Here is a 14,052-nt window from a genome sequence, read left to right as displayed (position 1 = left end):
CGGCGGACGGCCCCCCTCGGATCTCAGGTCTCAGATCGCCATCGACAGGTAGTGGACCCCGATGGCACCGAAGGCCAGGCCGACGCCGATCGGCACCAGGCCGAGGACATACACGCCCCTGGGCGGCATCTCGCCGTTCACCACCGCTGCCGCCCTGCCCCGCGGGTCGTAGCGGACCTCGGCGGTCTCCCCTATGCCGACGGGTACGACCGGGTGGGCACCGGTCGACGCGAGGCGCCGCTCGCCGTCCTCGTCCTCATAGGCGACGATGCCGGACACCCAGCCGCCCGACGTCCAGCGCATGTCCACGCACTCGCCCACCGTGCGGACGCCGGTCCTCCCTCTGGCGAACCTGCCGTTCCGCACAAGCGGCACCAGGAGTTTCACCCCCATGAGCCCGAGACCGGCGCTCAGCAGGGTGAAAAGAAGGCCCAGGAACTCCTCCAACGCCTCTCCCCCGTCCTCTTCTCTCTCCCCGTCCCCTCGGCCACCGCTCTCCCTATCCCCTGGGCCGCCTGGCCCGCCACAGCAGGTAGAGGGCGCTGGCGACGGCCGCGGCGCGCAGCGCCCAGGGCCAGGAGGCGGTGACCGCCTCGCCCAGCGCACCCTCGGCTATCGGCTCCCCCCAGCGGCCCTCGGTGCGGCCCCACAGCCACACCAGCCCGGCGGCCGCGACCGTACCGGGCACGACCGTCACAGCCCACTTGGCCTCCTGGCGGCTCAGCCGGGGCGACCACCAGGCGGCCAGCCAGCCCAGGCCCAGCGGAATCAGCGAGCCCATCACCGCGCCCGCCACCAGCAGTGCGGCGGCCGCCAGCTCCACGACGCCGCCGACGCGCGGCACCCGGGCCGTACGCGGCGCGCCGCCCGCCGCCTTCGCGGTGCGCGGGCGCAGCGGGCGCGGCAGTCGCGCCCACCGGCTCCGCCCGGGTGCGGCCGGTGTCTCGTCGCCCCCGTCGGCGTCGGCGGCCCGCGCGGCCTCCGCCTTCCGCCGCGCCTCCTGCCTCTCCTTCTCCTTCTTCTCCTCCTTCTCCGGGTCCGGCGGCTGCTCGAGCACCTCCGGCAGCTCGACCCCGCCGTCGAAGCCACCGACCGGCCGCCGGCCGCCCGGCGCGTACCGGGGGGCGCCCGGCCCCTCGCGCCACCAGTCGGGGTCGCTCTCCTCGGGGCCCAGTTCGTGGGCGGGCGCGAGATGGGGCGGCGAGGCGGCGGTCGACCGCTCCGGCGGTTTCGGATGTTTCGGTGACTTCGGCTGCCTCCGCGGCGTGTCACCGCCGCCCGCCGCCGGCCCGCCCTCCGGGGCCTCCCGCGCCGGCCTGCGCCCCACGAACCTGCGCTCCACGGGCCGGGACTCCACCGGCCCGTGTCCCCTGGGCTGCGGCACGGAGACGCCCGTGCCCGCGACCACGTCCTCCGGCCGCCCGATCCCGTCCAGGATCCGGCGCACCCCGGCCGCGGTGTGCGCGCCGCCCGCCTCGGCGCGGCGCCGCTCGATGTCGGCGCGCACCCCGGCCACCAGACGCGCCCGCTCGGCGGCCGTCATGGCCGTGCCGTGCGCCAGATCCCCGACCCGGCTCAGATAGTCGAAGACCAGCTGTTCGCTCTCGATCCCCACCCGACACCTCAGCGGCTACTGGTCCCTGGCATCCGTACGCCACGACCGTACCCCCACCACCTCCGCGCGGAACCGGTTGTCCACAGGCTCCCGGTAACGTTGTACGGATGACGACAGAGCCCGCAGCAGAGCGCCGAGCGGCTCCCCGCACGCTCGCCGACGAGCTGCGCTCCCGCCCCGACGACGCGCTCGCCGCCCTGCTGCGGGCGCGCCCGGACCTGCTCTCGCCCGTCCCCGGCGACCTCTCCCAGCTCGCCACCCGCGCGGGCGCCCGCACCTCGGTGCTGCGGGCGCTGGAGCGCCTGGACCGCTTCGCCCTCCAGACCGCCGAGGCGCTGGCCGTGGCGCCCGACCCCTGCCCGTACGAGGAGCTGGCCGCCCTGCTGCACGGCGGCGAGGACGAGCTGCCGCGTGCGCTGGGCCTGCTGCGCGAGCGGGCGATCGTCTGGGGCGGCGACGAACGGCTGCGGCTGGTGCGCACCGCCCGCGAGCTGCTCGCCCCGTCCGCGTCGCGCCCTTCCCCCACCGGCCTGGGCCCGTCCCTGGCCGAGGCCACCGCGGGGATGTCGCCCGGCCGCCTCCAGGAGATCCTGACCGCCGCCGGGCTGCCCACCACCCACGACCCGGTGAGCGCGCTGGAGTCCCTGGCCGCGCTCTTCGGCGACCGGGAGCGGATGGACGCCCTGCTGGGGCAGGCCCCCGAGGAGGCGCGGGCCACGCTCGCCAAGCTGGTGTGGGGCCCGCCCTACGGCGAGGTCTCCGAGGTCCCCTCCCCGCCGGTCCGCTGGCTGCTGGACCGCGCCCTGCTGCTGCCGGCCGCGCCCCGCACGGTCGTACTGCCCCGGGAGGTGGCGCTGCACCTGCGCGGCGGCCGCGCCCACCGCGGTCTGGAGCCACTGCCGCCGCCCGTCGGCCCCGGCCGCGCCCGCACACCGGCGGTGGCGGACTCCGCCGGCGCGGGCCAGGCGATGACCGCGCTCGCGGCCGTCGAGGAGCTGCTGGAGCTGTGGGGCACGGAGGCCGGCGCGCCGCCGGTGCTGCGCGCCGGCGGCCTGGGCGTGCGGGATCTGAAGCGCGCCGCCGTCGCGCTCGACGTGTCCGAACCCGTCGCCGCCTTCTGGATCGAGCTGGCCTACGCCGCCGGGCTGCTGGCCTCCGACGGCGAGGAGGGCGAGCGGTACGCGCCCACCCCCGCCTACGACGCGTGGCTGGAGGAGCCGCCCGAGCGGCGCTGGACGCACCTGGCCCGCGCCTGGCTGGCGGCCACCCGGCTGGCCGGACTGGTCGGCGGGCGCGACGCCCGCAGCCGGACGCTCGGCGCGCTCGGCCCCGGCCTGGACCGCGGCCCCGCGCCCGAACTGCGCCGCCGCGCCCTGGGCCTGCTGGCCGCCGAGCCCGCGGGGACGGCCCCGGAGGCCGACGCGGTGGCCGCCCGGCTGGACTGGGAGTGCCCGCTGCGCGGCGGCGCGGAGCTGCGCGGCCGGATCGTGCGGTGGACGCTGACGGAGGCGGAGCTGCTGGGCGTGACCGGGCGCGGCGCGCTCACCTCGTACGCACGCCCCCTGCTGGACGAGCACGCCGCCGACGCGGACACCGCCGGTCCGGAGCCCGAGGCGGCCGGTCCGGACACCGCCGCCTCCCTCCTGGCCCCCCTCCTGCCCGAACCGCTGGACCACGTCCTGCTCCAGGCCGACCTGACGGCCGTGGCACCGGGACCGCTGCGCCGCCATCTGGCCGAGACGCTGAACACCCTGGCCGACATCGAGTCCAAGGGCGGCGCGACGGTCTACCGCTTCACCCCCGCTTCGGTGCGCCGCGCCCTCGACGCGGGCCACGGCGCCGACGACCTGCACTCCTTCCTCGCCGCCCACTCCCGCACGCCCGTCCCGCAGCCGCTGGCGTACCTGATCGACGACGTGGCGCGGCGGCACGGGCGGCTGCGGGTGGGCGCGGCCGGCTCCTACGTCCGCTGCGACGACGAGACGCTGCTCGCCGAGATCGCCGCCGACCGCCGCGCCGCCCCCCTGGGCCTGCGGCTGCTGGCGCCGACGGTGCTGGCCGCCCAGGCGGACCCGGCCACGCTGCTGGAGCGGCTGCGCGCCATGGGGTACGCCCCGGCCGCCGAGTCCGCCGGGGGCGATGTGGTGGTCCACCGCGCCGAGGCCCTGCGCACCCCGCCGCGCACCGCGCCCGAGCCGGTGCCGGACGGCCCGCCCGGTCCCGGCGCCCCGCTGCTGGCCGCCGCCGTACGCGCCATCCGCTCGGGGGACGTGGCGGCCGGCGGAGCGCCGCCCCGGCCCCGCCGCCCGGTCCCGGCCGCTCCCGGCGGCCCGCCGCCGCGCACGTCCGCGGCCGACACCCTGGCCGTCCTGCGCGTCGCCGCCCGGCACGGGACGGCGGTGCGGATCGGCCATGTGGACGCCGACGGCACCGCCGGTGAGCGCGTCGTCGAGCCCGTCCGAGTCGAGGGCGGCTTCGTCACGGCGTACGACCACACCGCCGAGGAGGTCCGCACCTACCCGCTGCACCGCGTCACGGGCGCGGCGGACGTGGGGGCTCCGGACGGCCCGGACGGCCCGGACGACCCGGCGAGGACGGCGGGCCGGGCGTGACCCGCCGCCGCGTTCACCGCCGCGCGGCCTTCCGCGCCGCCTTCGCTCCGTTGGTGGCCGCCACCGCCCCGGCGATCGCCGCCCAGGCCCCGGCGAGCGCGGCGACCGCCCCGGCCGTCGCCGCCACCCTGCCCGCCCACTTCACATAACCGTCCATGCCGCAGCCCTCCGCACGCCGTGTCCACCCGAGCCGTATCGCATTCACGACCGGCAGCGTAGGCGCCGGGCACCCTCCCCCGCACGGGCCGGGCGGCCCCGGCGGAGAGCCGGAGGACCCCGCCGGGCGCCCGTCACACCGGGCACGCCGGTACGCGCCCGGAAAAAGTAGACTCTTCCATTCGGCGTGTGCGTCCGTCACACGACGATCCGATCGCTGGAGGTACGCGTGTCCTGCCTGATCGTCCAGAGCGACAAGACCCTGCTGCTGGAGGTCGACCACGAGCAGGCCGACGAATGCCGCCGCGCCATCGCGCCCTTCGCCGAGCTGGAGCGGGCCCCGGAGCACATCCACACCTACCGGCTCACCCCGCTGGGCCTGTGGAACGCCCGTGCCGCCGGGCACGACGCCGAGCAGGTCGTCGACGCCCTGGTCACCCACTCCCGCTACCCGGTGCCGCACGCGCTGCTGGTGGACGTGGCCGAGACGATGGACCGCTACGGCCGGCTGCGGCTGCTCAAGCACCCCACCCACGGGCTGGTCCTGGAGTCATCCGACCGGCCGGTGCTGGAGGAGATCCTGCGCTCCAAGCGGATCCAGCCGCTGGTCGGCGCCCGCATCGACCCCGACACCGTCGCCGTCCACCCCTCCGAGCGCGGCCAGATCAAGCAGGCGCTGCTCAAGCTGGGCTGGCCCGCCGAGGACCTGGCCGGCTACGTGGACGGCGAGGCGCACCCGATCGAGCTGACCGAGGACGGCTGGGCGCTGCGCCCCTACCAGAGGCAGGCCGTGGAGAACTTCTGGCACGGCGGCTCCGGCGTCGTCGTGCTGCCCTGCGGCGCGGGCAAGACGCTGGTGGGCGCGGGCGCGATGGCCACGGCGAAGGCCACCACGCTGATCCTGGTGACCAACACCGTCTCGGCCCGGCAGTGGAAGAGCGAGCTGGTGCGGCGCACCTCGCTGACGGAGAGCGAGGTCGGCGAGTACAGCGGCGCGAAGAAGGAGATCCGCCCCGTCACCATCGCCACCTACCAGGTGCTGACGACGAAGCGGAAGGGCGTCTATCCGCACCTGGAGCTGTTCGACTCCCGCGACTGGGGCCTGATCGTCTACGACGAGGTGCACCTGCTGCCGGCGCCGGTGTTCAAGTTCACCGCCGACCTCCAGGCCCGCCGCCGCATCGGCCTGACGGCCACGCTGGTGCGCGAGGACGGCCGCGAGTCCGACGTCTTCTCCCTCATCGGCCCCAAGCGCTTCGACGCCCCCTGGAAGGAGATCGAGGCGCAGGGCTACATCGCCCCGGCCGACTGCGTGGAGGTCCGGGTGGACCTCACCGAGTCCGAGCGGCTGGCGTACGCGACGGCCGAGTCGGACGAGAAGTACCGCTTCTGCTCCACCACGGCCTCCAAGCAGCGCGTCACCGAGGCGCTGGTGCGCCGCCACGCCGGGCAGCAGACGCTCGTGATCGGCCAGTACATCGACCAGCTCGACGAGTTGGGCGAGCACCTGGACGCGCCCGTGATCAAGGGCGACACCGGCAACGCGCAGCGCGAGAAGCTGTTCGACGCCTTCCGCTCGGGCGAGCTGTCGGTGCTGGTGGTCTCCAAGGTCGCCAACTTCTCCATCGACCTGCCCGAGGCCACCGTCGCCATCCAGGTCTCGGGCACCTTCGGCTCCCGTCAGGAGGAGGCCCAGCGCCTGGGCCGCGTGCTGCGCCCGAAGGCGGACGGCCACGAGGCCCGGTTCTACTCGGTCGTCGCCCGCGACACCGTCGACCAGGACTTCGCGGCCCACCGCCAGCGCTTCCTGGCCGAGCAGGGCTACGCCTACCGCATCGTGGACGCCTCCGAGCTGCTGGCGGGCGACGGGGAGCCCGACGAGGTCGGGTAGCCTTCCGGTCCGTCACCGGACTCCGGGAGGTCGCGGATGCGCGAGCCGTACCCGCCGGCCGAGCCGTACGACAGCGGCATGCTCGACGTCGGCGACGGCCACCACGTGTACTGGGAGGTGTGCGGCAACCCGGACGGCAGGCCCGCCGCCGTCGTCCACGGCGGGCCCGGTTCGGGGTGCGGGGAAGGGGCGCGCCGCCTCTTCGACCCCGAGCGGTACCGGGTGGTGCTGTTCGACCAGCGCGGCTGCGGCCGCAGCACCCCGCACGCGAGCGATCCGGCCGCCGGTCTGGGGCACAACACCACCTGGCATCTGGTCGCCGACATGGAGCGGCTGCGCGAGCACCTGGGCGTCGACCGCTGGCTGCTGTACGGCGGCTCGTGGGGCTCCACCCTGATCCTCGCCTACGCCCAGCGGCACCCGGAACGGGTCTCGCACATCGTGATCGCCGGAGTCACCACCACCCGGCGCTCGGAGACCGACTGGCTCTACCGGGGTGTGGCCCGCTTCTTCCCCGGCGAGTGGGAACGCTTCCGCGCCGGGGCCGGGGTCGGGACCGGATCCGGATCCGGGACCGGCGTACCGCGCGACGCGGCCACGCCCGAGCTGCTCGGGGCGTACGCGCGGCTGATGGAGCACCCCGACGCGGCGGTGCGCGAGCGGGCCGCGGCGAACTGGTGCGCCTGGGAGGACGCCGTCCTGTCCGGCGAGACGGGCGGCGGCAGCGGCGGGGCGGGCGGTGGTGGTGCGAGCCCGTACGGCGGCCGGGCCCCGGCCGCCAAGCTGGCCCTGGTGCGCCTGTGCGCGCACTACTTCTCCCACGGCGCGTGGCTGGAGGAGGGAGCGCTGCTGCGCGGCGCGGGACGGCTGGCGGGCATCCCGGGGGTGCTGGTCCACGGCCGGGCCGATCTGAGCAGCCCGCTCGACACCGCGTGGGAGCTCTCCCGCGCCTGGCCGGACGCGGAGCTGACCGTCGTCGGCGCCGAGGGCCACCTCGGCGGCGCCACCACCCGCACCCGCGTCCTGAACGCGCTGGACCGCTTCGCGGCGCGGTGAGGGGCACCGCAAAACCTCCAGCACCTTCGGTCGCAGAGCGGGCGAGCCCGGTGTTCGCCCGTGTTGGGTCGAAACCGGCCTTCACTGGATACACGAATGGGTACGCGTACGTACCCGTATACTTCCTGAGCGATCAGAAGGAGCCCCCACCGTGACCGACGCCAATATCCGCATCCCCGCCGAAGCCCGTGACAGACTCGCCGAAATAGCAGCCGCTGAAGGGCTGTCCTTGCGGGCATACCTCGCTCGCCTCGCCGACACTCTGCTCACTCCTGCCGAGCGCGCCGAGCGCGCCGAGCGAACCCTCGCCGTACTGCGGGAATGGAACGGCTACAACCCCACCAAGGCCGAGGAAAAGCGTCTGGACGAGGAGTTGGACAGGCGACTGGCGGAGGCGATCGGGCGGTGACCGGCCTTGTGCATGTCGTCCTGGACGACACAGCCATGGTGGCCGCCGGACATGGCAACGTCATGGCCTCCCGGCTGATCCACCGAGCGGAGAACGAACCGGGGTGGCTCCTCTACGCCACGGCATGTGCACTCGTCGAAGCAGACCGCACTCGTCCGGGCACCGCTGAGCACATCGCCGCTCTGCCCGGGATCACTCTCCTCGATCTGGATCTGCCCTCCGCCCTTGCCGTGGCCCGCGAGACCACTTGGTCGGCTGCTCATACCGAGTACGCGGCTCAGCCGTCCATCGACCGTCCCGACGGCGCTGTGGTCGCCACCACGGCACCACAGACCTGGAAGGACAGGCCGGTCCGCGTTCTCGGTCTCAACCCCTGAAGCTCTTCCTGTCCCTCGCGGTGGAACCGTGCCCCGCGAAGGGCAGGAAAGCCAGGAACGTGTCGTCCCCTTCGACGGACAGCTCCACCCGGGCGTCGAGGGCCCGTGACAGCGCGCGCAGCAGGGCGACCGTGGGCATCACCGCCCCTCCCTCGATCCGCTCGACCTCGGCTTCCGCCATTCCCGCCCGATGGGCGAGCTGCCCCTGCGTGAACCCGAGCGCGGTGCGGCGGTCGTACACGGCCTGCCCCAGCGCGATGGAGGCGCCGGCCTCGACGTAGGCGGGATCGGCGCGGTGCTCGTCCAGAACCGGCCACCGTGTTCGGTATCCCCTGTGCACGGCTGCTCCTCTCATCCGTCCGTCCAACGCCGCGGGGGACGGAAAAGATGCGGCCCCGGCTCCAAGGCACGGTTGGCCGAGCGTCCGGAAGCCTCAGCGGCAGGCGCCGGGCCATGAGTCCTGTGTGGTGGGCATGGTGCGGGTTCGCCGGATCCGGGACCGGCGAGCACAAGTCGTGTGCATCGCGTCCGCCGCGGGCGGCACACTGCTCGGATGGATCTCGATCCCGCTCGGGTCGCCGCCGCCTTCGGGCCGGGAAGACCGCTGGGGCAGTGGCGCCCGCTGAGCAGCGGCGGCCACCCCTCCGACAGCCGGATGCTGAGCACCACCCGGGGACGGTGGGTTGTCAGGACCGACCGGCTGCTCGGTGACTGGCACCGCGGACACGCCCACCGGGTGCACCGGCTGGAGAGCGCGGCGTGGAGAGCTGGCATTCCGATGCCACGACCGCTCGAACCCCCCGCCCCGGCCATCGGCTACTGGCACAACCCGGAGGGCCAGACGCTGGTGCGGGTGAGCCGGTGGCTCGACGGGCGCGATCTGCGGCAACTGGGCGCGTCCTCCCGCCCCTCTCTTCCGGAAGCGGCCCGGTGGGTGGGCACGACCCTCGCCCGCATCGCCCTGCTCGACACGGAGATCGGCGCCGGGCCCGAAGACGAGACCGCGCTGCATCCCTTGGCCGACTGGCACGAGTGGGTGGCCGAGGCCGAAGCAGCCGACCATCCGGTCGCCGCTCCGGCCCGTTCCCTGCTCCCGGTGATCGAGGAGGCGACCGCGCTGGTTCGAGAGGCACGGCAGGGCCGTCCCCGGACCGTCCTGGTCCACGGGGACACCTCCCGGGCCAACGTCCTGCGCACCCCGGCCGGGTACGCGCTGATCGACTGGGAGGGGGCCCGAGCGGACGTGCCGTGGTGGGAGGCGGTGAACGTGGCCTTCCGGCTGGCCACCCCGTTCAACGGGCCCGCGGCCGAGGGCGACCCCCAGGTGGTCCGTCCGCTGATCGCGGCCTATCTCGACCGGGGAGGCCCGGCCGGTCCGGCCGACGTATCGGCGTTCGCGGGCATGCTGCGCAGCCAGCTCGCGGTCGTCGCCTGGTGCCTGTGGCTGGCGCTGGGCCACCGCCGGGCCGATCCGGCCCGGCGCACCTTCGGGCAGGGCATCGTGGCGTCGGCGGCGCAGGACATGCCGCGGGTGGTCCGTTCGCTGGACGGGTGGGCCGCGCTCCTGCGGTGAGCACTCACAGGCCGGGTGCAGGCGACGGCCGGTGCGCTTCGGCACCGCGCGTTGCCGGGGCGTCATCCGGTGGGCCGGGGGCTCTCCCGTCGCAGGCGCCACGCCGCGTACGCCAGCAGGGCCAGGGCCAGGGGCGCGTACGGGGAGGCGAGCGGCTGCTGCCACCAGGGCAGGTGGAGGTCGAGGTCGCCGGAGTGGGGGACGAGCCAGTGCGTGCGGGCCGTGAAGAGCACGGCGACGGCGCCCGCGGCGTACAGCGGCCACCGGCGGGACGGCGAGGCGGCCGCGGCCAGGACGGCGAGCAGCGGCACGCACCACACCCAGTGGTGGGACCAGCTGATCGGCGAGACCAGCACCGCCGTGCCCGCGACGGCGAGCACCCCCCAGCTCTCCCGCCCGCGCAGATGGGCGCGGCGGGCCAGCCACAGACCCAGCAGCCCGGCGGCGGCCGTGGGCACGGCCCACCACAGGCCGGGCTCGGGGGTGTGCAGGAGGCGGGCGGCCATTCCCTGGAGGGACTGGTTGTCGACGATCCACGCCTTGCCGACGCGGCCGGTCTCGAACATCCGCCGTGTCCAGAACTCCGCGCTCGCGCCCGGCAGGACGGCCGCTCCGAGCGCCGCCGTCCCCGCGAAGCCCGCCAGCGCCGTCAGCCCGGCGCGGACGCGTCCGGTCAGCAGCAGGTGGACGGCGAAGATCGCGGGGGTGAGCTTGATCCCGGCCGCGACGCCGATGGCCAATCCCTTGCCGCGGGCACCGTCCGGGCGGCCGAGGTCCCACAGGACCAGGCAGGCCAGGACGAGGTTGATCTGCCCGAAGACCATGGTCTGGAAGACCGGTTCCAGCCACAGGCCCACCGCCGTGGCGGCGATCAGGAGGGCGGGGGAGGTTCGGCGTCCGGCCAGGCGCAGAGAGAGGTGGACCAGCAGGGCGAGCAGCACGACGTTGCCGGCCGCGAAGAGGATCTGGACGGCGGGCAGGGGCAGCAGGGCGGTGGGGACGAACAGCAGCGCGGCGAAGGGCGGGTAGGTGGCGGGCAGGTCCCACTCGGTGACGGTGAAGCCGTACAGGTCGCGCCCCTCGACGACGGCCCGCCCCTCGGCGCGGTAGACGAGCACGTCCACCAGGAAGCTGGGCTGCGCCGCGCAGACCGCCGCGAGCGCGGCGAGGGAGAGCACGAGCAGGACGGCGGCCGCGTAGGCGCGGCGGTCTGCGTGCGCGCCCAGCGCGGCGCGTATCCGGGCTCTCGCGGTACGGCTGCCGCGGGCGGCGCGGGCCGGACGCTCGGTGCCGGTGCCGGTGTCGGGTGTGGGCGCAGCCGGCACTCGGCCACCTCCTGGGTTCCGGTCCGTCGGTCGACGGTCGTCTCTCGGTCGTCCGCGGCCACCGCCGCGGGCCGACCCTAACCGACGGTCCGGTGCGCCCGGCCGGTGTCAGGCACGGGTCGCGGACTCGTGCGTCCTGCCGTAGTGCGCTCTGCCGCCGCGCGTCCCGCCGTCCCGGTCCCGGTCCTGCTCCGTGCCCTGCTCCCGGTCCTCTTCGCGCGCCTCCGCGTAGTCGCCGAGGACCGCGACGTCGAACGCCGCGCCGGCGAAGACGGAGATCGCCCGGACTGTGTCGCCCAGCAGGTGGCGGCGGTGGCGGTGGCCGCCGTCGCCGCTCCGTGCGTCGAGCGCGGCGAGCGCGGTGGCGCCCGTGGACCGGCCGCCGGCTGTCTGGGGAGGGATGGGGGTGCTGTTCATGGCTCCACGGGTTCGCAGTAGTTTCGCCCTGTTGGTCCATATCCATCCTAGGTCTCACCACGGCTTTTCTCCGCCCGCAACCCGGCCCGTCCACCCTCCCCGCCTACGGGGGAAACCGTTCGCCCGCCGGGACGAGCGCGGCTAGAATCACGCCTCTCCCGCCTCCCGCGCCACGGCACCGCAGGGCGTGTGTTCCGCATGCCCGCGTGCCACCGTGCCGCCGGGGAGGAGCCGACCGGTCGGTACCGGCCGGCGGACCGCGCTCCCGGCGGCCGCGCCCCCGCCGGCCTCCGGCGGCCCGCAGGCCCCGCCGGCGTACGCGGTCCCCTCCGACCCCGTCGTCCACCGCACCCGGTGCGCGGTGCGGCCGCGCATCCGAGCGGCTCGCCGTACCGCCGTCGTGCGCGCTTCTTCGCAGGAGGCCGCAACGTGTCCGCGCACGCCCCCGATCCGCACGCCCCAGGCGTGCCCGACCCCGACCCGCTCGACCCGCTCGAACGCGAACGCGCCCACCTGGCCGCCTCGCGCACCGCGCTGCGTGCCATGCGCCATGACGTCGAGTCGCTCGACCTCAGGAACGTCACCGCCAACTGGGTGAACGCCGAGGTGCTCCAGCGCCAGATCGACGCCCGGATCGAGGCCCTCGCCGACCTCGCCGACACCCCGCTGTTCTTCGGCCGCCTGGACTACGCGGACTCCCCGCAGCCCCCCGGCGCCCCGGCGCAGGACGATCCCTCGGCGGCCCGGTACTACATCGGCCGCCGCCACGTGCACGACGCCGACGGCGACCCGATGGTCATCGACTGGCGCGCCCCCGTCTCCCAGCCCTTCTACCGCGCCTCCAAGAAGGACCCGCAGGGCATCGGCCTGCGCCGCCGCTTCGGCTACACCGGTGGCGAGCTGACCGCTTACGAGGACGAGCGCCTGTCCGACCCGGACGAGGCCGAGAAGGCCAGCGCCCTGCTCAGGCGCGAGATCGAGCGCCCGCGCGTCGGCCCGATGCGCGACATCGTGGCCACCATCCAGCCCGAGCAGGACGAGATCGTCCGCACCGGCGTCGACGGCACCGTGTGCGTCCAGGGTGCGCCGGGCACCGGCAAGACGGCCGTCGGCCTGCACCGCGTGGCCTATCTGCTCTACGCGCACCGCGAGCGCCTGGCCCGCACCGGGACGCTGGTCATCGGCCCCAACCGGTCCTTCCTGCGCTACATCGAGCAGGTCCTGCCGGCGCTGGGCGAGCTGGCGGTGCGGCAGGCGACCGTGGAGGACCTGGTCACCGGGGCGACGGGCGTGGAGGCGCGCGGCGCCGACGACCCGGAGGCCGCCCGGATCAAGGGCGACGCCCGCATGGCCGAGGTGCTGCGCCGCGCGGTCCGCTCGGGCGTGACGATGCCGGCCGAGCCGTGCGTCGTCGTCCGCGGATCGCGCCGCTGGCGCGTCCCGGCGTACGAGCTGGAGGAGATCGTCCGCGAGCTGCTGGAGCGCGGCATCCGCTACGGCGCCGCCCGCGAGGCCCTGCCGCAGCGCGTCGCGCACGCCGTGCTGACGCGCATGGAGCGCTCGGGCGAGGCGCCCGACGACCGGGTGCAGAACGCGGTGGCACGCAACGCGGCGGTGAAGGCCCTGGTCAAGACGGTGTGGCCGGAGGTCGATCCGGCGAAGCTGGTGCTGCGGCTGCTGTCGGACGACGGCTTCCTGGCCGAGTGCTCCGAAGGCGTCCTCACCGACGAGGAGCGCAAGGCGATCCTTTGGACGAAGCCGCCGCGCGGGGTGCGGTCGGCGAAGTGGTCGGCCGCCGACGCCGTACTGGTCGACGAGGCCACCGACCTGGTACGGCGCACCCCCTCGCTCGGCCACGTCGTCCTGGACGAGGCGCAGGACCTCTCCCCCATGCGGTACCGGGCGGTGGGCCGCCGCTGCACCACCGGATCGGCGACGGTGCTGGGCGACCTGGCTCAGGGCACCACGCCGTGGGCGACCGCGAGCTGGGCCGAGGCCCTGTCCCACCTGGGCAAACCGGACGCGGCGGTGGAGGAGCTGACCCAGGGCTTCCGTGTGCCGCGCGAGGTCATCGCCTACGCCTCCCGGCTGCTGCCGCACATCGCGCCGGACCTGTCCGAGGCGACCTCGATCCGCGACGCGGCGGGCTCCCTGCTGGTACGGGCGGTGGCGGTGGAGGAGCTGGACGGCGCGGTGGTGGACACCTGCCGCGCGGCACTGGAGCGCGAGGGCTCTATCGGCCTGATCGCCGCCGACGCCCGCGTCCCCGCCCTGGCCTCGGCCCTGGACGCCGCCGGCCTCCCCCACCTCGCCCCGGGGACGGAGACGGACGCCGGCACCCGTCTCACCCTCGTCCCCGCGACCCTGGCCAAGGGCCTGGAGTACGACCACGTGGTCCTGGACGAGCCGGCCGCCGTCGTCGACGGCGAACCGGACGAGCGCACCGGCCTGCGCCGCCTGTACGTCTGCCTCACTCGCGCGGTCTCCGGCCTCGCGGTCGTCCACGCCGCGCCCCTGCCCGACCCGCTGCGCGACGGGGGCGAGGGGGGTGGCGCCTGACGGGAGGCCGGGCGGTGCGGAGTCAACCACCGGCCAGGTGAAGCCGTCCTATCCGGTGGAGA

13 protein-coding genes are annotated in these 14,052 nt (G+C 75.4%); 7 read left to right on the top strand and 6 right to left on the bottom strand.

The annotated features are described in order from the left end of the window. Positions 1-30: 30 nt before the first annotated feature. Together IQ279_RS04000 and IQ279_RS03995 are read right to left on the bottom strand one after the other, a co-directional pair. The gene (locus tag IQ279_RS04000; RefSeq protein WP_206346883.1) at positions 31-447 is read right to left on the bottom strand and encodes a DUF3592 domain-containing protein; all 417 of its coding nucleotides are present in this window, start codon (positions 445-447) and stop codon (positions 31-33) included. 52 nt (positions 448-499) lie between these two features. Beyond that, positions 500-1,615 carry a hypothetical protein gene (locus tag IQ279_RS03995; RefSeq protein ID WP_206346882.1) on the bottom strand — a complete coding sequence of 372 codons (1,116 nt, stop codon included), beginning with the start codon at positions 1,613-1,615 and terminating at the stop codon, positions 500-502. Between the two features lie 107 nt (positions 1,616-1,722). Between IQ279_RS03995 and IQ279_RS03990 the strand changes: the two genes are divergently transcribed. After that, complete coding sequence (locus IQ279_RS03990; protein ID WP_206346881.1) at positions 1,723-4,227, top strand: helicase-associated domain-containing protein; 2,505 nt, start codon at positions 1,723-1,725, stop codon at positions 4,225-4,227. A 13-nt stretch (positions 4,228-4,240) separates the two neighbouring features. Here IQ279_RS03990 and IQ279_RS03985 read toward each other — a convergent pair whose 3' ends face one another. Next, on the bottom strand, positions 4,241-4,432 hold the full coding sequence (locus tag IQ279_RS03985) for a hypothetical protein (RefSeq protein ID WP_206346880.1): 192 nt from the start codon (positions 4,430-4,432) through the stop codon (positions 4,241-4,243). A 180-nt stretch (positions 4,433-4,612) separates the two neighbouring features. On the opposite strand from IQ279_RS03985, the gene IQ279_RS03980 reads away from it, so the two are divergent. The 4 genes from IQ279_RS03980 to IQ279_RS03965 all read left to right on the top strand — a co-directional run bounded on the left by IQ279_RS03980 (position 4,613) and on the right by IQ279_RS03965 (position 8,116). Further along, positions 4,613-6,274 (top strand): DNA repair helicase XPB, encoded by a 1,662-nt coding sequence (locus IQ279_RS03980; RefSeq protein ID WP_206346879.1) that lies wholly within the window; start codon positions 4,613-4,615, stop codon positions 6,272-6,274. A 36-nt stretch (positions 6,275-6,310) separates the two neighbouring features. Then, positions 6,311-7,330: a prolyl aminopeptidase gene (pip, locus tag IQ279_RS03975; protein WP_206346878.1), complete on the top strand. Its 1,020-nt coding sequence runs from the start codon at positions 6,311-6,313 to the stop codon at positions 7,328-7,330. 151 nt (positions 7,331-7,481) lie between these two features. Beyond that, positions 7,482-7,739, top strand: a complete 258-nt coding sequence (locus IQ279_RS03970; RefSeq protein ID WP_206346877.1) for a hypothetical protein — start codon at positions 7,482-7,484, stop codon at positions 7,737-7,739. Between the two features lie 35 nt (positions 7,740-7,774). After that, complete coding sequence (locus IQ279_RS03965; RefSeq protein ID WP_241027615.1) at positions 7,775-8,116, top strand: PIN domain-containing protein; 342 nt, start codon at positions 7,775-7,777, stop codon at positions 8,114-8,116. On the opposite strand, the gene IQ279_RS03960 is transcribed toward IQ279_RS03965, so the two are convergent. Further along, positions 8,106-8,456, bottom strand: coding sequence for a helix-turn-helix domain-containing protein (locus IQ279_RS03960; RefSeq protein WP_206346875.1), 351 nt, complete (start codon positions 8,454-8,456; stop codon positions 8,106-8,108). The two genes, IQ279_RS03965 and IQ279_RS03960, sit on opposite strands and share 11 nt — an antisense overlap. 213 nt (positions 8,457-8,669) lie before the next feature. On the opposite strand from IQ279_RS03960, the gene IQ279_RS03955 reads away from it, so the two are divergent. Beyond that, positions 8,670-9,689 (top strand): phosphotransferase, encoded by a 1,020-nt coding sequence (locus IQ279_RS03955; RefSeq protein ID WP_206346874.1) that lies wholly within the window; start codon positions 8,670-8,672, stop codon positions 9,687-9,689. Between the two features lie 62 nt (positions 9,690-9,751). On the opposite strand, the gene IQ279_RS03950 is transcribed toward IQ279_RS03955, so the two are convergent. Continuing rightward, positions 9,752-10,873 (bottom strand): glycosyltransferase 87 family protein, encoded by a 1,122-nt coding sequence (locus IQ279_RS03950; protein ID WP_241027614.1) that lies wholly within the window; start codon positions 10,871-10,873, stop codon positions 9,752-9,754. A gap of 249 nt (positions 10,874-11,122) precedes the next feature. Continuing rightward, a complete protein-coding gene (locus tag IQ279_RS28765) occupies positions 11,123-11,431 on the bottom strand; it encodes a hypothetical protein (RefSeq protein WP_372445068.1) in 309 nt (102 codons plus the stop codon). 429 nt (positions 11,432-11,860) lie between these two features. Between IQ279_RS28765 and IQ279_RS03940 the strand changes: the two genes are divergently transcribed. Beyond that, positions 11,861-13,990, top strand: coding sequence for a HelD family protein (locus tag IQ279_RS03940; RefSeq protein WP_307792150.1), 2,130 nt, complete (start codon positions 11,861-11,863; stop codon positions 13,988-13,990). The last annotated feature ends 62 nt before the right edge of the window (positions 13,991-14,052 follow it).

It is taken from the genome of Streptomyces verrucosisporus, assembly GCF_017114865.1.
GTDB classification, from domain to species: domain Bacteria; phylum Actinomycetota; class Actinomycetes; order Streptomycetales; family Streptomycetaceae; genus Streptomyces; species Streptomyces fenghuangensis.
This window is presented reverse-complemented; position numbering and strand designations above follow the sequence as displayed.

Coding starts and splice junctions, on each gene's coding strand:
- IQ279_RS03990 (WP_206346881.1), top strand. CDS start 1,723: ATGACGACAGAGCCCGCAGCAGAGCGCCGAGCGGCTCCCCGCACGCTC.
- pip (WP_206346878.1), top strand. CDS start 6,311: ATGCGCGAGCCGTACCCGCCGGCCGAGCCGTACGACAGCGGCATGCTC.
- IQ279_RS03965 (WP_241027615.1), top strand. CDS start 7,775: ATGGTGGCCGCCGGACATGGCAACGTCATGGCCTCCCGGCTGATCCAC.
- IQ279_RS03955 (WP_206346874.1), top strand. CDS start 8,670: ATGGATCTCGATCCCGCTCGGGTCGCCGCCGCCTTCGGGCCGGGAAGA.
- IQ279_RS28765 (WP_372445068.1), bottom strand. CDS start 11,431: ATGAACAGCACCCCCATCCCTCCCCAGACAGCCGGCGGCCGGTCCACG.